Here is a 21,080-nt window from a genome sequence, read left to right as displayed (position 1 = left end):
CGGATTCAGCGAGCTTTTGCGGAGACGGCGCCGGTCTGTTCGCATCGTGTTCTCAGAATGCGTCAGCTCAGCAGGTTAAAGAGGACGTCCGGCACCCGCAAACGCCGCCTTCCCGTGCGTCGGAGCCGCCCCAGCGCGCAAAACGATTTGAAATCCTTACCTTAAGACCATTTTATTCGCCTAAAAACCGCCATTCCTTATTGTTTGGGTTCTACCGCACATGCGTAGTACCAACCTCAGCGCGGGCCGTCCCCCCAAAAGCGACGCCTCTATAAGCCAAATCGCGCAAGATGAAACCGCCGGCGGGAGCCATAATGGCTTGCTTCGAGCAGCACAAGTTTGTAGCGGGAGGCGGCATGACCTTGGGTAAAATCCATCGCTCGGGTAGCGTCCCCCGAAAGACCAACGCCGACTCGGCTTGCCGCTTGCGGAAGCCGGCCTTCAGAGCGCCGTTGGGTCGGCCGGCCGAAGCCGCCCTGCCCGCCTTGACCGGACTACTCCTTGGCAATTTCGACCGTCGGACGGGCATCGCATGATCGGATTCACTTTCGGTCGTTACCTTTCCTTGCGGTTTCTGCAGATGATCACGGCCGTGTTTCTGATGATCTTCGGCATGGTCTATGTCATAGATTTCGTCGAACTTTTACGCCGCACGGGGGACATACAGGGCCTCTCGGTTCATTATATCGCCTATCTCACCTTCCTCCGGGTTCCCTCGGTTTCCGAGCAAATCCTTCCGTTCTGCGTATTGTTCGGCGCCATGGCGACGTTTCTCAGTTTGACCCGCAAGCTCGAATTGCTGATCGCCCGAGCCGTCGGCGTCTCGGTGTGGGGGTTCATGCTCCCCCCCGTTGCCATTGCCGCCGCAATTGGAATCATCTGGGTGACGCTGTTCAATCCGATGTCCGCGGTGATGAAGCATCGCGCAGACCAGATCGAGGCGACCCTGTTTGGTCGCGACAGCAAGCGAAACGATGACGCGAGCCTATGGATCCGGCAAAAAAGCGTCGATGGAGAGGCCTTTATCCGAGCCAAGCAAGCGTCGGCAGACGGCACTCGCCTGACGTCGGCGACCGCCTACATCTACAATCGCGCCGGCGTCTTCGAGCAATGGATCGAGGCGCGGGTAGGCAAGCTCCTGCCGGGGGTCTGGCAGTTCGACCACGTACAGGTCATGTCGCCGGGCGAAGAAAGCTTTTCCGCGGGCACCTATCTTCTTGCGACCAGCCTCTCGGCGGACCAGATCGTGCAAGGCGCGGTTGCCCCGGATTCCGTCCCGTTTTGGGACTTGCCAGCCGTTCGGGATGTAACCGAGGCCGCGGGCCTCGATGGAACCGGTTATCGGCTGCAATATCATATGCTTTTGGCGCGCCCCCTGCTCTTTATTGCGATGGTTTTGATCGCCGCGGCCTTTTCCTTAAGGTTTTTTCGTTTTGGTGGCATTGAAAAAATGGTTTTCGGTGGCGTGGGCGCAGGCTTCGTGCTTTACGTGGCAACCAAATTCGTGGGCGATCTGGGCGGGGCCGGCTTGCTGAGCCCGCCTGTCGCCGCTTGGGCGCCCGCGGTCGTTGCCAGCCTGCTCGGCGCGGTCGCTTTGCTAAACCAGGAGGACGGTTAATGGGGCGGCGTTTTTGCCCCGGCAGCGTAATCGCCCTCGCCCTTCGCGCGGGATGCGCCGGCTTGGGAAGCGGAACGCGGTTTCAGACCCAGCAGCCACAGGGCTCGGGGCTGGAAAGACAGCGTCGACAAGCAACGGTCGAGAACCGCCCGAGCGCGGCGGCCAGGACGCCGCGTTGCGTGACGATTTCGCTTGCGCTGTGGCTCGCCTTGGTTTGCACGATGGTCGCCACGGAGCGCCCCGCCGCGGCGCAAACATCCAATGATCGTGCAGCGGCTCCGGTCCAACCTAAGAAGATGTTCGTCGAGGCGACCGAACTTCGCTACGACACCGACAAAAACACCGTGTCGGCCGAGGGCAATGCAAGAGTTTATTACAAGGACCGGATCCTCGAAGCTGATCGCGTCGTGTATAATCGCAACAACGGCCGCGTTTATGCCGAGGGTCATGCGAGACTGACCGAGGCCGATGGCACGGTACTGCACGGAGATCGGTTCGATCTAACCGAAGATTTCCGCGACGGCTTCATCGAAAGCTTGCGCGCCGAAACGCCTTCCAAGCCAATTCGGCCCGTCCCGGGCGTCCCGGTCAACACCTCAGGCGACCCGCCCGGCACCTACAGAACCTATTTCAGCGCCCCGCGTGCAGAGCGGATCGAGGGCGATACCACGGTCTTCGACAAGGGAACCTACACCGCCTGCGATGCCTGCAAAGATAATCCCGACAAGCCGCCTCTGTGGCGGGTGCGTGCAAAGCGCATCATCCATAAGAACGACGAGCACATGATCTATTACGAGGATGCCGCGCTGGAATTCCTCGGAATCCCGATCGCTTATGTGCCTTTCTTTTCCGCGCCCGATCCGACGGTCACGCGCAAGTCCGGAATATTGTCTCCCTACCTCGGCTATAGTTCGGTGCTTGGCGGCGGCATCGGCATTCCAATATTCTGGGCGCTCGCCCCCGATTATGATTTGACATTCACCCCGACCTATTTTTCCCAGCAGGGCTTCTTTGCTAGCGCGGAATGGCGTCAAAGGCTGGAAAATGGGGAGTATTCCATCCGAGCCACCGGAATCGCTCAGCAGAATCCGGCAGCCTTCGCCCCCTCGCCCTATGGTGCCGCTGATAGAACCCTGCGTGGGTCGTTCGAAAGCAAGGGCTTGTTCCAGATCGCCGATCAATGGAAATTCGGCTGGGAATTCACCTTGTTGTCCGACAAATGGTATCTCAACGATTACCATGTGCCGAGCCAGACCCTTTCAACGAATTATTTCAGCGAAACGACGTCCTCCGTCTACCTCACCGGTCAAGGCGAACGAGGCTATTTCGATCTCCGCGGCTATTATTTCGAGGGGTTGTCGAGCCATGATTTTCAACCCCAGCAGCCTTTGGCCCATCCGGTTTGGGACTATAACAAGACATTCGACATCGACCCGGCGCGTTCTTTCGGCATTGGCGGACAGGCGGAACTCGATTTCAATCTGACAAGCCTTTCGGCAAGCTCGGCGAGTTTTCAGGCGGTCGGGCCACGGGTTCTGGACAGGGCCTATGGTCTCTATGATATCTGTCTGAACTATATTCCGGGCCAGGTCACCGGCACCTGCCTTCTGCGCGGAGTGGGCGGCGATTACACCCGCGCCACGGCCCAAGCGTCCTGGAAACGTCAATACATCGATCCGATCGGCGAAGTCTTTACACCGTTTGCCTTCGCTCGGTTCAACGGCGAATGGCTCAACTTTGATACGTCGCGTTCCTATACGTTTGCGTCGGCGGCAGGCATCTCGACCTATTACAATGCCGCGCAGCAAAACTTTCTCGGTACTCAGAACGCGAGCTTCTTCGGCGAAGTCATCCCGGGGGCCGGCCTCGACTATCGCTATCCGTTCTACGCCAAGACGAGTTTCGCCTCGATCGTCTTTGAACCCATCGGCCAGATCATTATACGGCCTAACCAGCAAATCGGTTCGAATTCGCTTGTGAATCTTGACGCGCAAAGCCTTGTCTTCGACGAATCCAACCTGTTCGATTGGAGCAAATATTCCGGTTACGATCGGTTCGAAACCGGCACCAGATTGAATTACGGCGCCCAGCTCACCACCAATTTTAATGGGGGTGGCTACGCCAATCTGATCGCTGGACAATCCTATCAGCTCGCAGGCCCGAATTCCTATGCGACCCCGGATGCGGCCAATGTCGGTCTGAGTTCGGGGCTGGATACAAGGCTTTCCGACTATGTGGCAGCCTTCACTCTTGCGCCGACCTCAATTTTCTCGTTCATCGCCAAGGCTCGGTTCGATACCAGCTCACTGGCGGCTCGCCGCGTCGACCTCGTGACGACCTATAATTTCGGGGCGTTGACCGGCTCCATTCAATTTGCGAATTATCAGGCTCAACCGGTCATCGGCTATGACGTGCGGCGCGAAGGCCTGGCGGTCTCCTCGCGCTATAAAATCAGCGATAATTATTTCGCGCAGGGCAATATTACGTTCGACATGAGCCGCCATCTTTATCCCCCCTATATCATCGGCTACTCGAACCCTGGTCCCTTCGCAGTCGCCTCCTACGGGGTAGGCGGGGGCTATCAGGACGAGTGCACAACATTTACGGTGAACTACAGCTCGATCTATCAAGACGCAGGAAGCGGCACGCTGGCGCATAATCAGACCGTGCTCTTCCAACTGCAGCTGCACACTTTGGGGGACGCCAAGGTCAAGCAGACCTTCTTAAACACCTCCACCTTGGATGGTGTAAAATATTGATGCCGCCAGTCCCGCCCATGGCCTTGGCCGGCGTGCCGTAATGGCCGCAAGTTCAGGCCGCAATAACAAGGAGAGAAAACGCCATGGAAAGTGGACTCGATGCGCGCAAGCGGTTTGACGTGCGTATCGCCAATGCGGCCTTCGGCCTGTGCCTCGCCCTCGCTTTGACAATAGGCTTGGCGCCCTTCGATGGCGGCAAAGCGTTTGCTCAGGCGATCGTCGCCAGCATCAACGGCGATCCGATCACCAACATCGATATCGACGAACGCATGAAAATGCTTCGCGTCCTTCGCAAGCCGGCAACCCGGGACGCCGCGATCGAAAGCCTTTTCACCGACCGACTCAAAATCCATGAAGCGGGGAAGTTTAGCGTCTCCCCGAGAGACAGCGATATTTCGCAGGAAATCATCAAGGTCGCGCAACAAATGAAAATGTCTCCGGACGCGCTGGTCGAGGCCTTGCAGCGCGCCGGCGTAACGCCTGACCACTTCAAGGCCCATTTCCGGTCCGAGGTCGCCTTTTATGTTCTGGTCCAAGCCTTGAACAAGGGAGTCGAGGCGAGTGAGGCGCAAGTTCGCGAGGAGATCGCCAAGCAAGGTGGCAAGTCAGCTGCGGGAACGGAATATCAAGTACGCCAAGTCATCTTCGCCATACCCCATACCGCGACCGTTGCAACGTTGAACGAACGCGCCCATGAAGCCGAGCAATTGCGGTCGCGGTTCACCGATTGCGAGACGGGTCTTCCCCTCGCCCGCTCTCTCAATGACGTAACGGTCCGCGATCCTTTGACGAAAACTTCGGCGGAGATCAGCGAGGCTCTGCGTGAGCTTCTGGATAAGACGCCAACCGGCCATTTGACGGCACCGCAACGCTCCATGGAGGGGGTCGAGATGATCGCGCTCTGTAGCAAGGGTGCCGCGAAGGACGATAGCGCCGCGCGTGCCGCAATTTCGCAAAAGCTGCTTGCGGCCCATATCGCGGCCGATAGCGAACGCCGTTTGAAAGAGATCCGTGCAAAAGCGGTGGTTGTGAAGCATTGATGGCAGCTTCCTGATGGCGCGACGGGTGCCGGCAAAAATTCTTCCTTTGGCTTTGACGCAGGGTGATCCTTCGGGCATCGGTTGCGAAATCTCGTTGAAGGCTTGGCTCAGGACGCATGAAGACATCGACGCGCCGCCTTTCATGGTGGTGGCCGAACCAAACCATCTTGCCGCGATCGCGCGCGATTTGGACCTGAAGGTTCCAATCGAGATCGTCGGCGCTGGCGCGGAGGCTCGGCAGGTATTTCGTCGGGCGCTTCCGGTTGTCGTCTCTCAGCATCCCGTGGCAGGACTGCCGGGCGCACCGGATGTGCGGGACGCCGTGGGAACGATCGCCTCGATCGAAACAGCGGTTCGCCTCATTCGGACCGGCGAGGCTTCGGCCATCGTCACCAATCCGATCGCCAAGGAAATTTTCTATCGGGCAAGTTTTCGCTATCCGGGGCACACGGAATTCTTGGCCGAATTGGCGGAACGCTACTTCGGTGAGACCGCCCGTGCTGTGATGCTGATCTGGTCTCCCCAACTCGCCGTTGTGCCGGCCACGATTCATGTTCCGCTGTCGCGCGTTCCAGCGATCCTGACGCGCCAGCTTCTCGTGGAGACAGGCCTCATTGTCGCGCGAGATCTGGCCTTGAGGTTCCGGATCAGAAATCCGCGCTTGGCATTTACGGGGCTTAACCCTCATGCGGGCGAAGGTGGCACGATCGGACGCGAAGAAATCGAAGTCATCTCACCTGCGCTCGCCGATCTTGCCGCGGCTGGAGTGGCGGTTAGCGGACCCCACGCCGCGGACAGCCTATTTCACCCGACGGCGCGCAAGGGCTATGATGCGGTCATCGCCATGTATCATGATCAAGCGCTGATCCCTATCAAGACCATCGCCTTCGAGCGCGCAGTCAATGTAACTTTAGGCCTGCCATTGATCCGGACATCGCCCGACCATGGCACTGCCTTTGACATCGCCGGCAAAGGAATAGCTGATCCGGCAAGTCTGATTGCCGCTCTGCGCCTTGCCAGCACACTCGCGCGCCGAACTCTTGCTCACGACGCGGCGAAAAAATGATCGAAGCTTTTGCTTCCGAATTTTCGACCCCGGACTGACGATGCGAAAAACCGGGCCGCAATCCCCCCGCGCAGGCCAACCCGATGGCCTTCCTCCGCTGCGCGAGGTTGTCGCCACTCATGGGCTTGCCGCCAAAAAATCACTGGGTCAGAATTTTCTGTTCGACCTCAATCTCACCGGCCGCATCGCCCGCGCCGCGGCGCCCTTGGACGAAGCGACGATCGTCGAAGTTGGACCCGGGCCCGGCGGTCTGACACGCGCCCTTCTTGCCGAAGGCGCTCGCAAGGTTATTGCGATTGAGCGCGACGCGCGTTGCCTCGCGGCACTAGTCGAGATTGAGGCTCATTATCCGGGCCGGCTCGAAATCATCGCCGGCGATGCGCTGGAGATTGATCTGGCCAAAATCATCGGAGAAACGAGTCCCGCGCGGATTTGCGCCAACCTGCCCTACAACATCGCCACCGCGCTACTTGTCCGCTGGCTCGAAACCGAACCCTGGCCGCCCTGGTTCGACCGGCTCGTCCTGATGTTTCAGCGCGAAGTGGCGGAACGCATTGTGGCGACCCCAGCGCAACGCGCGGCTTATGGAAGGCTGGCGGTATTGTGCAATTGGCGTTGCGAATGCCGCATTCTGTTCGATATTTCGGCCTCGGCCTTTACGCCTCCCCCCAAAGTCACCTCGGCCCTGGTCGAACTTGTTCCCCGCCCGACACCTCTTCCGTGTGATGCGCACATATTGTTCGAGGTCACTCAGGCAGCCTTCGGCCAAAGGCGAAAAATGTTGCGGCAATCGCTGAAAGCGGCCGCGGGTGGCTATGTCGGAACTTTGCTCGCCCGCGTCGGCATCGATCCAACCGCGCGCGCGGAAGAAATCGGCATAGAAAAATTTATTGAGTTGGCCCGGACACTCAAAGACATGCGGGCGTCGGACGCACCCGTGTCCTAATCGCGGCAATGGGAAGCGCTGAGCGTGGATTTTTGCGCTGGCGTTTTCACTCAGCCGTGGCCGGATCCCAGAGCGGGATGAGGAAAAGTGGAAACCGGTTTTCCGCCCGCGTCCCGCTCTAAACTTTTGGAATCGATCACGTTCGTGATTTTGGATTGAGTCAATCCAAAATCATCGTGATCTAAGTCGAGGTCATGTTCATGCGCATTGAGGTAGCCTCCGGCATCTTTCTTCTTGCGGCCGCCGGCCTCTTCGCCGCCTCAGGTTGGAGGATGATGGGACACAATGGCAGCGCGCTTGTCTGCCCTTCGCAAACGCGGCCCATGGCGAAAATCGAACTCCTGTTCGGTGCCCAGCGCAGGAACAGCGTGCCGGTCAGCGACGAAGAATGGGAGACTTTTTTGGCGACCGAGGTTACACCGCGCTTCCCCGACGGGCTTACGGTGCTCACGGGCTATGGCCAATGGCGCGACGGCGCGGGACGTCTCATCAAGGAAACGTCGCGGCTGTTGTTGATCTGGTATTCCCCCGAGGCTGGGGACACGCGAATCGAGGTTATCCGCACCGCTTACAAGGCTAGCTTTGGCCAAGAGAGCGTGCTGCGGGCCGACGGGGCGCCGGCCTGCGTGTCGTTCTGAGGGCGCGGCGCTCAGCCGGCCGTGGTCGTCGACAGGAGCGGTACAAAGCTCTGCGCGGCGCCGAAGGAAACACGACCCGCCGCGCCTAGGCCGATTTTTTAAGATCCGGTGGCGTGGCTTCTTCAGCGAGCAACTTCAAGGCCGGCTCCAGGCCCATCTGACTTTGATCGGGCGAGCCCAGCCGCCGTATTGAGACGGTCCGCTCGGCAGCTTCTTTCTTTCCAACGACCAGCAGCACCGGGATCTTGGCCAATGAATGTTCGCGCACCTTATAAGTAATCTTCTCGTTGCGGAGGTCGCCATCCACCAGAAGCCCGAGCCTTCGGGCGGCCGCCATCACTTCAGCGGCGTAATCATCGGCATCCTGGGTGATCGTTGCGACGACAATTTGTACGGGGGAAAGCCACAACGGCAAATGCCCGGCAAAATGCTCGATGAGAATGCCGGTAAAGCGTTCGAGCGAGCCGAACACCGCGCGATGAATCATCACCGGAGTCGTTTTTTCGCTGTCGGGTCCGATATAGAATGCCCCGAAGCGGCCCGGCATATTGAAGTCGATCTGCGTCGTACCGCATTGCCATTCGCGACCGATCGCATCGCGCAAGGTGTATTCGAGCTTCGGCCCGTAAAACGCGCCCTCGCCTGGATTGATCGCGGTCACGGCGCCCCGTTCGGCCAGGGCCTTGAGGATTCGGGACAAGGCAGCTTCGGCGCGATCCCAAGCCTCGTCCGAGCCGACGCGCTTTTCCGGACGCGTCGAGAGCTTGATGACGATGTCCTCAAATCCGAAGTCACGATAGATCGAGAGAATGAGGTCATTGACCTTCAGACATTCTTCCAGGATCTGATCCTCGGTACAAAAAATATGCGCATCATCCTGGGTAAAGGCCCGCACCCGCATGATGCCATGTATCGCGCCGGATGGCTCATAGCGATGGACGGTTCCGAACTCCGCAATTTTCAGCGGCAGATCGCGATAGGATTTCAAACCGTTCTTGAAGATCTGAACATGCCCAGGGCAATTCATCGGCTTCAAGGCGAAGACACGTTTGTCTTCGGTCTGGGTGATGAACATATTCTCGTGAAACGTCTGCCAGTGGCCGGACGTCTCCCATAGCGCGCGATCGAGCACCTGGGGCGTATTGACCTCAAAATAGCCAAGCTCATTCTGGCGCCGCCGCATGTAGGCGATCAGGGTTTGAAACAAGGTCCAGCCCTTGGGGTGCCAGAAGACCGTGCCCGGCCCTTCTTCTTGAAAATGGAACAAGTCCATTTCCCGTCCAAGCCGGCGATGGTCGCGCCGTTCCGCCTCCTCAAGCTGCTTCAGATAATTTGCGAGTTCCTCCGGCTTGGCGAAGGCCGTCGCATAGATGCGCTGCAACATCGGTCGTGTTGAATCGCCACGCCAGTAGGCACCGGCGACTTTCATGAGCTTGTAGGCGTTACCGATCTTCCCGGTCGAGGTCATGTGTGGACCGCGACAGAGATCCAGCCACTCGCCCTGCTTATAAATCTTTAGATCTTCATTGCCCGGAATCGCATCGACGAGTTCTATTTTGAATGCTTCTCCATGGGTCTCGAACCATGCCTTCGCCTGATCCCGTGTCCAAACTTCCTTCGTGAAGGCTTTATCACGGGCGATAATCTCGGCCATTTTTTTTTCGATCGCCGGGAAATCATCTGGCGTGAATGGCTCGGCACGATAAAAATCGTAATAGAAGCCGTTCTCGATCACCGGCCCGATGGTGACCTGCGTGCCGGGAAAAAGCATCTGCACCGCCTCGGCGAGCACGTGCGCGGCATCGTGCCGAATAAGTTCAAGCGCTCTTGGATCTTCTCGGGTGACAAATTCGATTTGAACGTCGCGTGTGATCGGATCGGCGAGATCGGATAGAACTCCATCTACAGCCATCGCGACGGTACGTTTGGCGAGCGATGGGGAAATGCTTTTGGCAACGTCGAGGCCACTTACCCCAGGCTCAAAATTTCGCGAAGCCCCATCTGGAAAAGATACAGAAATCACGTTTTACAACTCCTTCTCGCTCACTCGCCGATACCAATCGGCGTAAGCTCTAACCGCTTACTCTACCGGCCACTTCTTGATCAAAAACATCCGGCGGCGCAAGCGCGGCTGTTGCGAGTGTGGAGGGAGTCCGCCGACGGACACAGCAGGCAATCGCTAAGCAAAAGCAAAGGTAAGGTAGTTTATTGCAAACTTTTCAAGAATATGCATAATTAGCGAATGCAGTCAGGTTATATTATTGAATACATACAACTTAAATATGATGAATTTTGAAATCTTTCATCTCGTATTGTTTGGCTACAGTGGGCCCCTGTGCGTAATCGCACAGAAGGCCCTACACCGTTTCTACAATGTCGCTTGTTCACTATAATTCGCGTGTAGAATGTAATGACGATGAGACACACTAACGTTTGGCAAAATTTTCAATTTGAGGGCTGCTTGCCCTCAAATTCGACGTTTCGGAATTTGATACAGAGTTCATCACAATAAAGAGAAATGCTTGCTATTGTAATGCGTCAGCAAAATTTCTATCAACCTTTGTCTTCGGTCTGTCGCATCCAAGCGAAAGATTCAGCAAAGCGTCCAATCATAGCTATACCCCCTCTTTTCATCTCGGTAGTGCAATGACCATGTTGAAAATGAATTCAGACGTTTGCCAGTTGCGCGCAGAAGAGGAGCGTATTCTCGCTTCTTTCACACGGCGTTTGATTGAAATAGCCGCAGTGTCGGGCGCTCGGGGAACAGGCACCTCCGCCACCGATGCGCTGAATACAATGCGGCTGCCAGCGATCGCGGTTGATCGGCGTGGACTGATCGTCGATGTGAATGCTGCGGCAGACGCAGTTTTCGACAATGACGTGAAGATCAAAGACAAGCGACTTTTCGTCCGCGACCTCGAAGCCCGTGCGCTTCTAAAGGCAGCCTTGGACGAGCTGGCCAATTCTGCGAAATTAAAGAGCTTGATCGCAGAGCCAATCATCATTCAACGCCCCGACAAACTGCCGGTGATTTTACGAATCTGGCCGTTCGAGGGGGCCGCCCGCTCTTCCGAGCAAGACGTGCATGCGCTCCTGACGCTGAATGCATTGGGACCAAAACCCGGTCCGCCGGCGGAGATCCTCGCCAAGACCTTTCGGCTGACGCCATCGGAGGCGAAACTCGCATGCATCATAGCACGCGGAGCGCCTCCGCAAATTGCCGCACGTGAATTGAAGATCTCGCGCGAGACAGCGCGCAATCAACTCAAATCCGTTTTTGCTAAAACCGACACCCACAGGCAAAGCGAACTTGTGGCGCTGCTCCTTCAGGTGGAATGATTTCTCACTAAGACCGCGGCCAAGGCAAAAAGTGCCGCGACCTATCAAACTAAATGGCCCCGGTCTTCAACAGTCCGGGGCATTTTTTGTTGCCGCTGCGACGCTCCGAATGCGAGTGATTTTGCCACGTGCTGGTCGCGTAGAGGTGTCATCAATCTGTTATACACTTCACGCTTATGTTGGAAGCGGCGCGACCCATCGCTTCGCACTTCGTTGTAACGAGCGGACCCAATGACTCAAGGGCTTGAGACAGAACTTAAGTTCTTGATTTCTGAAGATAATCTACAAAATATAAAAAGCCTGGTGTCCTCCGTCAAAGGGGCGTCGCCGTCTCATCGTCAACATCTCAAAGCCCTATATTTTGATACGCAGAAGCAAGACCTATGGAAATCAGGTTTTACTTTACGGGTGCGTACGAACGGGAAAAGCCACGTTCAAACCGTTAAACGAATCGTTTCCTCGCATGTTCAGCGGCAAGAATGGGAAGCTGAAGTCAAGGGAACGTCGGTCGAACTCGAGCAGATCAAAAATACGCCGCTGGCACCTTTAATCGCAAAGCCTCGCATTCGGCGCGATCTGGGACCGGCTTTCAAGATCGATATCGAGCGCACCTCCTGGATGCTGGACGCGGAGGCGGCGCAGATTGAAGCCTCGTTCGATCGTGGCTTTATCGAAGCCAATGATAAGCGGCTTAGCGTTTGCGAGTTGGAACTGGAATTGAAGCGCGGGGACCGGCTCGGCCTGTTTGCCCTGGCCCGCACATTTGTTTCAAGAGCGCCGCTCCATCCAAGTCTTTTGAGCAAAGGTGAGCGCGGCCATCTTCTTGCCCAGGGCCAGTGGGGTCATGCGATAAAAGTTTCCGGACTCCACCTTGAAAGGGAAATGACCAGCCGGCAGGCTTTCCAGAAAATATTCCATACCTGCCTGCATGATTTTCAGCTGAATCAGTCCGGCTTTGTGGAATTCAACGAAGCGGAAGCGGTCCACCAAGCGAGAATCGCGATTCGCCGCCTCCGCGCGGCCATGGTGCTTTTTCGGCCCTTGGTGAGCGACCTCGAATATCGAAAGCTGCTCGGCGAATTGAAGTGGTTGGCGGGCTTGCTCGGCGCGGCGCGGGACATGGATGTTCTCGCGGAGAGCTTGCCGCTGCTGGCCGCGCAGATACAGGCGTCCACCCAAGCGGGCGAGCTGACCGCCCATCTCGAAGCGAAGCACCATTTCGCCCATCAGGCTCTTGTCGAAGCTCTGGAAAGCGAACGGGGGCGGATGCTGCTGTTCGATCTCGCAATTTGGATCGAAGACGGCAAATGGCATTCGCAAGTGTCCGGGTCTGAAAATGATCTGATGACGCAATTTGTTCGCGCGCGCTTGAAAAAGCGCCGCAAGAAACTGGTGGAACAAGGCACAGATCTCATTAATCTCCCGCCCCACGAGCGCCATCAAGTTCGAATTGAGGCGAAGAAGCTACGCTATATGGCGGAGTTCTTCCTTGACGTCCGGGGCGTGGCCAAAGACCCAAAGCAGTTCAAGCAGCTCATTGACTATTGCGAGAGCCTTCAGGGCGCCCTGGGTGAAATCCGGGACGAGGAAGAAAGGGTTGCCTTTATGGAGGCGGAGGCTGCGGAAAACCCCGCCAATGCCACGGCACCGTTCCCGGGCTCTTTCGCCGCAGACGGTTCGGATTCCGAAAGCTTCATAAAAAAGCAGCTGCAAAGAGCAGTCCGCTCCTACAAGAAACTGGTTAGGATTCAGCCGTTCTGACAAAGTCAAGCCTCGGCGTCGCCCTCCCGCGCTTTTACAGCCCCGCATGGGCTTGAGAGGGCCTCGCGCTTCCCATCGGTGGGAGCCTTAGAGCCTGATTTATAGGCACAAATTCGCGGCCTCGCGACGCCCCGCCGCCGCTATTGACAGACGGCCCCGAACCGGCAATCTCCTGGCCATGTCGCAAAGCGAAAGCCGGCCGCCGCTCCCCAAAGCGAAGCGTAAAGCGTAGATGTGGAAATCGCGTCACGTCAATACAACGCCTGTACGGCCGTTCGTACCTGATGGCGTGCGCATTTATGCGGTCGGCGACATCCATGGCCGGGCTGACTTGCTTGAACAATTATTATTGCGGGTCGATGCTGATCTGAGAGACCACCCCATAGCCGAGGCTATTCATGTCTTTCTCGGTGACTATATTGATCGAGGCGTGGGCTCAGCGTCCGTTCTGGATCAATTGATCGAACGCGCCCAGCGCCACAGAATGGTTTTTCTCAAAGGCAATCATGAACTCTATCTCTCGGAATTTCTCAGCAATCCCGGAATTCTCAAAGCTTGGGCACAATATGGTGCATTGCCGACCCTCATGTCCTATGGCCTCGCTCCAACAATGAATTCCAGCGAGGAAGAACAAGCCGATCTTGCAGCAATCCTTTCCAGGACTATGCCTGAGAGCCACAATCAATTCCTCACCGACTTGAAGCTCTCTTTTACCTGTGGCGATTTTTTCTTTGTGCACGCCGGCGTCCGTCCCGGCACAGCTCTTACGGATCAATGCGAGGATGATCTTCTCTGGATTCGAGAAGATTTCTTGTTACATGAAGAGCCCTTTGAAAAAATCATCGTCCACGGCCATACGCCCGGCATGGAACCGGAGGTTCGGAAGAATCGTATCAATATCGACACGGGAGCCTATGCGACCGGTCGCTTGACCTGCCTCAGGCTGGAACGCGACAAGATTGAATTCATTTAATCGAATGGAAGAGAATCCTTGAAATCGACCGCGCCCCCTTTCCCTGTTTCCCCAAGCTTTCCGCAAGGATCAAATCTCCGATCCGACTCGCGTCGGCTGCGCGTCGCATTTCTGGTTTTTGCCGCGCTGCTGGCCCTGTCCGGTTTGTGGGTGCTGGTGCCCGAACTGTTTCGGCCGAAGACGATCCCTTTTCCCTCGGATCGTGCCAGCGCGGAGACATTGGCGGCCTATCGCTCTCGCGCCATTCTCGCCGCCGAACTCGGAGCGATCCGGGGAGATCTTTGGGCCGAAGCTGCCTTCACCGATTCGCGCTTCATGTGGACGGACCGCTACGCGAACCTCGACCCGGCAAATCGTGAAAAGGTCGAGGCCGCGAGACGCCATGCGGAGACCGCTCTCCGATTCGCGCCCATCAATGGCGCAGCATGGCTATTTCTGGCAAAACTTCCCAGTCCGACAATCGACGAGAATCGCATCGGTACGCTTTTGGAAATGTCCTATTTTACAGCGCCGAGCAACACCATGCTGGCCCCGGCACGCCTTGAGCGCGTGGCAACTTCGAGCGCGCTCGCCGACAAGGATGTTCAGGCCTTTATCAAAAGCGATATACGCGCGATCTTGAACCAGCGCCCCGAATATCGGCAGGGACTCATTGCCGCCTATCGCAATGCTTGGCCGCAAAATCAGGCGCTGTTTGAATCGCTCGTCGCGGGGGTCGATCCTGCCGCAGCCCAACAGCTTCATTCCGACCCGCCAAAATGAGACATTGTTTGGCTCATTTTATAAGTTTGCCTGAAGCGGGCTCCGGCACGCCGCGTCCTGCCCGTAGATCGCCTCTCCATCGACTTGGTCGTCATTAAGAATTCTGCCCAAACGAGACCAATACAAAATACCCGAAGCGGTACTTCCAATAGCCGAAAGCTGCACTAATGAACAAAATCAAGGTCGAAAACCCCGTCGTCGAACTCGATGGCGACGAGATGACCCGGATTATTTGGCATTACATTCGTGACAAGCTCATTCATCCCTATCTGGATCTCAATCTGGAATATTATGATCTTTCGATCGAAAACCGCGACGCAACCAACGATCAGGTGACGGTCGAGGCGGCCAACGCCATCAAGAAACGCGGCGCCGGCGTCAAATGCGCCACCATCACGCCGGACGAAGCCAGGGTCGAAGAGTTCAAGCTGAAGCAAATGTGGAAATCGCCGAATGGCACGATCCGCAATATTCTCGGCGGTGTGATCTTTCGGGAGCCGATCATTTGTCGCAACGTTCCGCGCCTGGTCCCCGGCTGGACACGGCCTATCGTCATTGGCCGCCACGCCTTCGGCGACCAGTATGCGGCGACCGATTTTAAAATTCCGGGCAAAGGCAGGCTGACGATCAAATTCGAAGGCGACGACGGAACGATTATCGAGAGGAAAGTCTACGACTATCCTGGCCCCGGGGTCAGCCTGTCGATGTACAATGTCGACGAGTCCATCCGTGACTTTGCCCGCGCTTCCATGAACTACGGGCTGACGTGCAAATATCCGGTCTATTTGTCGACGAAGAACACGATTCTGAAGTCCTATGATGGACGATTCAAGGATCTTTTCCAGGAAGTTTTCGAAGCCGAATTCAAGGATGCATTCCGTGAGGCGGGGATCACCTACGAACATCGTCTGATCGACGACATGGTCGCTTCGTCCCTCAAATGGTCCGGCGGCTATGTCTGGGCGTGCAAGAACTATGATGGCGATGTCCAGTCCGATACGGTGGCTCAGGGCTTCGGCTCGCTTGGCCTGATGACCTCGGTTCTCATGAGCCCGGATGGCAGGACGGTGGAAGCCGAGGCCGCGCACGGCACGGTCACCCGTCATTACAGGGAACATCAAAAGGGCAAGGAAACGTCGACCAATTCGATCGCCTCCATCTTCGCCTGGACGCGCGGATTGTCGCACCGGGCAAAACTGGACGACAATCCAGAATTGGCCCAATTCGCGCAAACGCTGGAAAAAACCTGCGTCGCGACCGTCGAGGCGGGATATATGACAAAAGACCTGGCGCTCCTGATCGGGGCCGACCAGCGTTGGCTCTCAACGACCGGTTTCCTCGACAAGATCGATGAAAACTTGCGCGCCGCCATGGGCGCGAAGTGAGGGGACCGTTCCCAAACCGTTGCCATTCGCAAAATATTGTTCGCAGCGGGCCATCCGGCGCCGTTGTGATTGAAACTCATAACGCCAATCGTTATAAGGGCTTCAATTTGGGCTTTGGGAGTCTCGCAAGTGATACCTGTCGAGCAAATCCAAGGCGGTTATCAACCGTCCGAAGACGAAGCTTTCATGAATGACCGCCAAAGAGACTATTTTCGTCGAAAATTGATTGCCTGGAAAGAGGATATTCTCCGAGAAAGCCAAGAGACGTTGGTGGTGTTACAGAGCGAAAATCAGAATCACCCTGATTTAGCCGACCGCGCCTCTTCTGAAACGGATCGGTCGATCGAGTTACGAGCCCGCGACCGCCAGCGGAAGTTGATTGCAAAAATAGATGCCGCACTCGGGCGCATCGAAGACGGCACCTACGGCTATTGCGAGGAAACCGGCGAGCCGATCGGTCTCAAGCGACTTGATGCTCGGCCGATCGCCACCCTTTCGGTCGAGGCCCAGGAGCGCCATGAACGGCGTGAGCGGACCTACCGCGAGGATTAGATCGAAAACGATCCTGGCACCCTGCTTCTGCCCTACGCCGGCTCTCGGTCGGACTCAGCCCCGACCAAGAAGTTTGGCCATTTCTTCTTCGAGCGTATCGAGCTGGCTTTGCATCGGAGGGGTTGCCGACCCTTCTGGAGCCGCGGTTTCCACCGGACCGGCGGGAGAACGGGCCGGTGCGGGAGCGTCCATCGGTAGTACTGCGGAAAGCTCTTGCTGGGGTTCCGCCTGAGCCTTCGCTGCCATCTCCTCAAGATCGCCGGTGTTCAAGCCCGGTAGCACGAGGGGGGCTGAATCAGCCGGGGAGGGTCGGACCGCCTTAACCTCGGCCCCCGGCACCGGCCGCTGGACAGACGAGCGCAGAAAGGGTGTGGCCAGAGACGTCCGCGAAATGCCCTTTGCCGCTTGTGCGCCGGGCTGCGCGGGCTCCGTCCGCAAAGGCTCTCGGCTGGGCATCCTAGGGCCCGGCGAATTGACGACCGGTGCAGCCTGGGTCCGCCTGGCCGGAGTCGGAAAAACGGGCGGCCTCGGCGTGCTCACCACGGCTGGAGGCGGAGGCACGGCCTCCTCCAGATAACTGGCGGCAAACCCCGGGTCCGGCTCCAGATATGGCTTAGTTCGCGGGACTGAGCGCGAGACTGGCACTTCGACAGGAGCAGGCCAGGGAGCCCCGGCGGACATCGGCGCCTCTCGCAGCTCCTTGTCGCGAAGGTCCTTCTCCCGGACCCTGCTGTCGCGGCTATCGGCCCGGACAATCTCCGATTCGATCACGAGGTCATTGGGACCGCCGATCATCAGGAGATGTTCGACATTGTCGCGTCGAACGATCACGAGCTGGCGCTGCCGGTCGAGGTCGAAGGCATCGACAATGCCGAGGCGCGGCTGCCGCACCCTGCCATTGCGAGGCAAACGAAGCCGACGCCCGAAAACAATCCGAAAAATCAAAAGAATCAAAAGGGCGGCAACGAGGAAAGCAATTGCCACAGCGGCAAAGCTGAGACCTTTGCTCTCCAATAACCCCTCACTTAAGCCCTGCATGGTGGCGGCTCACTCGAAGACGTGAAAATCAAGCTTTGACCTTACCATGATACGGTCAGTCATGGGCCTGACGACAGAAAATAGTTAACGCTTTTCATCGAAAAAAAGCCGCCCTTGAATCTGCTACCGGGGAGAGGAAAAATTACCGGGCCCCTCGGGATGCGCCGGATCCGCGCCCAGCCCCATGCGACCGGCGGTCCCGGAATAATCGTAGCGGTAATTTTGCCAATCCTGGACCGACCTCCCTTCCGCTAGCCAGCTCGGGGGTGGATTGGGCGGAAGCGGGCCGTAATAATAATTGTAGTTTTGAGCGATAGCACCGCTGGAAGCCAGAATTGAGACCGTTGTCGTGACAAGGATTTTACCGAACAATTTCATGAATTCCTCCATCTCGGGCTCTCCATCTCGGGGTTCACGAGATGTCGAAATCTGAACGCGCCGGGGATTATGAAAGTTCACCGACGTTCCGGCGCCCTTGTTGCCTGCGCCGAATCGAAATAGCCAGGAAAGCCCAAACCAAAGCTATTTAGGCATAGGTCCATTTTTTACACTTGCCAATGTCTCGGCAATATAAAGCACAAAAGCCTGTTTTGTTAGGCTCCCGTGCCGGCTCCCATATCAAAAAACGTTGAGTGCCGCACTTATGTTCACCGGATGAGACTTGATGAACGAACCGCTGACCTTCGCACCGATTCAAGCAGCCAAACCTATGAGAAAGCCGGTGCTGGTGCTGGCTTTCTGTGCTGTTTTGACCGTCGCCGTCGCGGCAATTTCCTTGGTTCCGAATGAGGATGCCATCCTTATCGTCCTTATAGGGCTTGGCCTTCTTGCGATGATCGGGATCTGCGCTTTGTCTGCGCTTGCGATCGGCGTCCTCCGCTTTGCCGGGCCAACGTCGAACAACGACATTACCAAGCTCATTTGCGACCGTAATCCCGAAGGGCTGCTCGCCAGCGATGGCGACGGCAAGATCATTTATGCGAATGAGGCCTATTTATCCCTGTCCGGCGCGCGGGGTCTCGCCGATTTGCGGTCAGTCGAGAGGCTGTTTTCCGGAGCGCCGGAAATCTCCGAATCCATCTATCGGCTTGCCCAGGCAGCTCGTGAAGGCAACCATGCCACCGAGGAATTGCGCCTGGCGCCTCCGCTTGGGGCTGAGACCGGGGTTGGCTGGTATAAGCTTACGGTTGGCCCCCTTGCCATGGGAAGCGCCAAGCGCGCCAGCCTTTGGACCGTTGCGGATGTGACCCGCGACCGGCAACGACAGGAAAAAATCTTTCAGGAGTTGCACCAGGCTATTGATTTTCTCGACCAGGCCCCGGCCGGATTTTTTTCCTGTGACGCGGCGGGCGACGTTTCCTACATAAACGCGACACTTGCGAGCTGGCTCGACTATGATTTGGCCGAAATCGGCTCCGGCAGGCTCAAACTTTCCGATTTCGTGGCTGGCGACGGATCCGCCCTGCTCGCTTCGGTCGGCGGCAGCGCGGGTGAAGTGCGCACCGAAAAATTCGACATCGATTTGACGCGCCGCAAGGGGCAAAATCTCCCCGTGCGCCTGCTCCACAGCGTAACTTTCGACGAAAACGGCGCGCCGGGAGCGTCGCGCAATTTGGTGCTTAACCGTGCCCCCGGTGAGGAACCTGCCGAGGATTTACGTGCGGCGGAGGTACGTTTCGCGCGGATTTTCAACGCGACGCCCATGGCCATAGCGATCCTCGATGGCAACGGATGCGTCAGCCGCTCAAACGCCGCTTTCGCCCGGCTCATGCCCAAGGTCTTGAAGCCCAACGAGACTGCCGAGCGCTCGATTTATGCCGGAATCCTCGATCGGGATCACCCGGCCCTGGAGACCGCGATAGCCGCAGCTGCACGCTCAACGACCGATATTCCGCCGGTCGACGTCGGCCTGCGAGGAGAAGGTGAGCGCTCGGCCAGATTATTTGTCTCCGCGTTAGGGGATCGCGACGGCAACAACACCATGATTTACGCGCTCGACACCACCGAACAGCGCACGCTGCAAACCAATTTCGCACAGGTTCAAAAAATGAATGCGATCGGACAGCTTGCCGGCGGCGTGGCGCATGATTTCAACAATGTCCTCACCGCGATCATCGGCTATTCCGATCTTCTTCTCGCCAATCATCGGCCGACCGATCCGGCATTCCGGGACATTATGCAGATCAAGCAAAACGCCAATCGCGCCGCCGGATTGGTGCGTCAGCTGCTGGCCTTCTCGCGGCGCCAAACATTGCGGCCACAGGTCCTGCAACTTGGGGACGTCCTCTCGGATCTCCAGATGTTGATGCGCAGGCTGGTTGGCGAGAAGATCGAGCTCGACTTGCGCCACGGACGCGACCTTTGGCTGGTCGAAGCGGATCTCAATCAATTCGAGCAGGTGATCGTCAATTTGATCGTCAATGCGCGCGATGCGATGCCGCTGGGCGGAAGGATCAATTTGCGGACGCGCAATGTGACGGCGTCCGAATGCGCGGATTTTAGTGAAACATCGCTGGTTCCGGCCGACTATGTCGCCATAGAGGTCGAGGACTTCGGCCATGGCATCGCGTCGGACGTGAAGGACAAGATCTTCGAGCCATTTTTTACCACCAAGGAGGTGGGCAAAGGCACGGGTCTTGGTCTGGCCATGGTCTATGGCATCGTGAAGCAAACCGGCGGCTATGTTTTTTGTTCGAGCACGGTTGGCAAGGGGACGGTGTTTTCGATCCTCTTGCCGCGCTATGTTCCCGACGTATCTCTGGCAACGCGCGCCCCCGAGACGACAAAAGCGCCGCCAGCCGATCTCACCGGGCATGGAACCATCCTCCTCGTCGAAGACGAAGAGGCGGTCCGAGCTTTCGGCGCTCGCGCGCTTGCCTCACGCGGCTATACGGTCCTGCAGGCGGCCTCGGGCGTCGAAGCCCTGCGCATCGTCGAACAAAACGAAGGCAAGATCGACCTTGTCGTTTCCGATGTGGTCATGCCGGAGATGGACGGTCCGACGATGTTCGGAGAATTGCGCAAACGCGGCGTCAAGGCCAGGGTCATCTTCGTGTCTGGCTATGCCGAGGACGCGTTCGCTAAAAATCTCCCAGAAGGCGAGGACTTCAGCTTTCTACCGAAACCCTTCAGTTTGAAGCAATTGATTGAAGCGGTTAAAGGCAACCAAAGCGGAAGGACCTAGCCGCGATCGAAAGCTCGCG

Annotated in this window: 17 protein-coding genes and 1 pseudogene; 14 read left to right on the top strand and 4 right to left on the bottom strand. The window is 57.3% G+C overall.

From position 1 onward, the window contains the following. Positions 1-532 precede the first annotated feature (532 nt). From lptG to CU048_00560, 5 genes are all read left to right on the top strand, one after another. Positions 533-1,618 carry an LPS export ABC transporter permease LptG gene (gene lptG / locus CU048_00580; protein QBR70022.1) on the top strand — a complete coding sequence of 362 codons (1,086 nt, stop codon included), beginning with the start codon at positions 533-535 and terminating at the stop codon, positions 1,616-1,618. After that, entirely contained in the window at positions 1,618-4,377 is a 2,760-nt protein-coding gene (locus CU048_00575) for an LPS-assembly protein LptD (GenBank protein QBR70021.1), read from the top strand. The genes lptG and CU048_00575 overlap by 1 nt, the downstream gene beginning before the upstream one ends. An 83-nt stretch (positions 4,378-4,460) precedes the next feature. After that, positions 4,461-5,417 (top strand): hypothetical protein, encoded by a 957-nt coding sequence (locus tag CU048_00570; GenBank protein QBR70020.1) that lies wholly within the window; start codon positions 4,461-4,463, stop codon positions 5,415-5,417. A 13-nt stretch (positions 5,418-5,430) separates the two neighbouring features. After that, complete coding sequence (locus CU048_00565; GenBank protein ID QBR70019.1) at positions 5,431-6,483, top strand: 4-hydroxythreonine-4-phosphate dehydrogenase PdxA; 1,053 nt, start codon at positions 5,431-5,433, stop codon at positions 6,481-6,483. 40 nt (positions 6,484-6,523) lie between these two features. Then, positions 6,524-7,429 (top strand): 16S rRNA (adenine(1518)-N(6)/adenine(1519)-N(6))-dimethyltransferase, encoded by a 906-nt coding sequence (locus tag CU048_00560; protein QBR70018.1) that lies wholly within the window; start codon positions 6,524-6,526, stop codon positions 7,427-7,429. Positions 7,430-7,497: 68 nt separating this feature from the next. Here CU048_00560 and CU048_00555 read toward each other — a convergent pair. After that, positions 7,498-7,614: pseudogene (locus tag CU048_00555) on the bottom strand (SAM-dependent methyltransferase). 87 nt (positions 7,615-7,701) lie between these two features. Here CU048_00555 and CU048_00550 point away from each other — a divergent pair. Next, positions 7,702-8,067, top strand: a complete 366-nt coding sequence (locus CU048_00550; protein ID QBR72541.1) for a DUF3574 domain-containing protein — start codon at positions 7,702-7,704, stop codon at positions 8,065-8,067. 85 nt (positions 8,068-8,152) lie between these two features. On the opposite strand, the gene CU048_00545 is transcribed toward CU048_00550, so the two are convergent. Next, positions 8,153-10,090 (bottom strand): threonine--tRNA ligase, encoded by a 1,938-nt coding sequence (locus CU048_00545; protein ID QBR70017.1) that lies wholly within the window; start codon positions 10,088-10,090, stop codon positions 8,153-8,155. A gap of 623 nt (positions 10,091-10,713) precedes the next feature. Between CU048_00545 and CU048_00540 the strand changes: the two genes are divergently transcribed. From CU048_00540 to dksA, 6 genes are all read left to right on the top strand, one after another. Further along, positions 10,714-11,406, top strand: coding sequence for a hypothetical protein (locus CU048_00540; GenBank protein QBR70016.1), 693 nt, complete (start codon positions 10,714-10,716; stop codon positions 11,404-11,406). Positions 11,407-11,637: 231 nt separating this feature from the next. Next, the gene (locus CU048_00535; GenBank protein ID QBR70015.1) at positions 11,638-13,167 is read left to right on the top strand and encodes a hypothetical protein; all 1,530 of its coding nucleotides are present in this window, start codon (positions 11,638-11,640) and stop codon (positions 13,165-13,167) included. A 232-nt stretch (positions 13,168-13,399) separates the two neighbouring features. Further along, positions 13,400-14,140, top strand: a complete 741-nt coding sequence (locus tag CU048_00530; GenBank protein QBR70014.1) for a serine/threonine protein phosphatase — start codon at positions 13,400-13,402, stop codon at positions 14,138-14,140. A gap of 18 nt (positions 14,141-14,158) precedes the next feature. After that, on the top strand, positions 14,159-14,902 hold the full coding sequence (locus tag CU048_00525) for a hypothetical protein (GenBank protein QBR70013.1): 744 nt from the start codon (positions 14,159-14,161) through the stop codon (positions 14,900-14,902). 167 nt (positions 14,903-15,069) lie between these two features. Further along, positions 15,070-16,287, top strand: coding sequence for an isocitrate dehydrogenase (NADP(+)) (locus CU048_00520; protein QBR70012.1), 1,218 nt, complete (start codon positions 15,070-15,072; stop codon positions 16,285-16,287). Between the two features lie 186 nt (positions 16,288-16,473). Further along, positions 16,474-16,839: an RNA polymerase-binding protein DksA gene (gene dksA / locus CU048_00515; protein QBR72540.1), complete on the top strand. Its 366-nt coding sequence runs from the start codon at positions 16,474-16,476 to the stop codon at positions 16,837-16,839. A 54-nt stretch (positions 16,840-16,893) separates the two neighbouring features. Here dksA and CU048_00510 read toward each other — a convergent pair whose 3' ends face one another. Further along, a complete protein-coding gene (locus CU048_00510) occupies positions 16,894-17,634 on the bottom strand; it encodes a hypothetical protein (protein ID QBR70011.1) in 741 nt (246 codons plus the stop codon). Positions 17,635-17,640: 6 nt separating this feature from the next. Between CU048_00510 and CU048_00505 the strand changes: the two genes are divergently transcribed. Then, positions 17,641-17,856: a hypothetical protein gene (locus CU048_00505; protein QBR70010.1), complete on the top strand. Its 216-nt coding sequence runs from the start codon at positions 17,641-17,643 to the stop codon at positions 17,854-17,856. Between the two features lie 144 nt (positions 17,857-18,000). Here CU048_00505 and CU048_00500 read toward each other — a convergent pair whose 3' ends face one another. After that, complete coding sequence (locus CU048_00500) at positions 18,001-18,267, bottom strand: hypothetical protein (GenBank protein QBR70009.1); 267 nt, start codon at positions 18,265-18,267, stop codon at positions 18,001-18,003. A gap of 274 nt (positions 18,268-18,541) precedes the next feature. Between CU048_00500 and CU048_00495 the strand changes: the two genes are divergently transcribed. Further along, on the top strand, positions 18,542-21,061 hold the full coding sequence (locus CU048_00495) for a hybrid sensor histidine kinase/response regulator (protein ID QBR70008.1): 2,520 nt from the start codon (positions 18,542-18,544) through the stop codon (positions 21,059-21,061). Positions 21,062-21,080 lie beyond the last annotated feature (19 nt).

The sequence above is a fragment of the Beijerinckiaceae bacterium genome (assembly GCA_004564215.1).
Classification (GTDB): domain Bacteria; phylum Pseudomonadota; class Alphaproteobacteria; order Rhizobiales; family Beijerinckiaceae; genus Methylocapsa.
This window is presented reverse-complemented; position numbering and strand designations above follow the sequence as displayed.

Excerpts from the sequence above, each read along its gene's own strand:
- CU048_00535 (QBR70015.1), top strand. The coding sequence starts at position 11,638 with ATGACTCAAGGGCTTGAGACAGAACTTAAGTTCTTGATTTCTGAAGAT.
- lptG (QBR70022.1), top strand. The coding sequence starts at position 533 with ATGATCGGATTCACTTTCGGTCGTTACCTTTCCTTGCGGTTTCTGCAG.
- CU048_00565 (QBR70019.1), top strand. The coding sequence starts at position 5,431 with ATGGCGCGACGGGTGCCGGCAAAAATTCTTCCTTTGGCTTTGACGCAG.
- dksA (QBR72540.1), top strand. The coding sequence starts at position 16,474 with ATGAATGACCGCCAAAGAGACTATTTTCGTCGAAAATTGATTGCCTGG.
- CU048_00540 (QBR70016.1), top strand. The coding sequence starts at position 10,714 with ATGACCATGTTGAAAATGAATTCAGACGTTTGCCAGTTGCGCGCAGAA.
- CU048_00495 (QBR70008.1), top strand. The coding sequence starts at position 18,542 with ATGAACGAACCGCTGACCTTCGCACCGATTCAAGCAGCCAAACCTATG.
- CU048_00520 (QBR70012.1), top strand. The coding sequence starts at position 15,070 with ATGAACAAAATCAAGGTCGAAAACCCCGTCGTCGAACTCGATGGCGAC.
- CU048_00550 (QBR72541.1), top strand. The coding sequence starts at position 7,702 with ATGATGGGACACAATGGCAGCGCGCTTGTCTGCCCTTCGCAAACGCGG.
- CU048_00575 (QBR70021.1), top strand. The coding sequence starts at position 1,618 with ATGGGGCGGCGTTTTTGCCCCGGCAGCGTAATCGCCCTCGCCCTTCGC.
- CU048_00570 (QBR70020.1), top strand. The coding sequence starts at position 4,461 with ATGGAAAGTGGACTCGATGCGCGCAAGCGGTTTGACGTGCGTATCGCC.
- CU048_00500 (QBR70009.1), bottom strand. The coding sequence starts at position 18,267 with ATGGAGGAATTCATGAAATTGTTCGGTAAAATCCTTGTCACGACAACG.
- CU048_00530 (QBR70014.1), top strand. The coding sequence starts at position 13,400 with ATGTGGAAATCGCGTCACGTCAATACAACGCCTGTACGGCCGTTCGTA.
- CU048_00510 (QBR70011.1), bottom strand. The coding sequence starts at position 17,634 with ATGATCGGCGGTCCCAATGACCTCGTGATCGAATCGGAGATTGTCCGG.
- CU048_00505 (QBR70010.1), top strand. The coding sequence starts at position 17,641 with ATGTTCGACATTGTCGCGTCGAACGATCACGAGCTGGCGCTGCCGGTC.
- CU048_00560 (QBR70018.1), top strand. The coding sequence starts at position 6,524 with ATGCGAAAAACCGGGCCGCAATCCCCCCGCGCAGGCCAACCCGATGGC.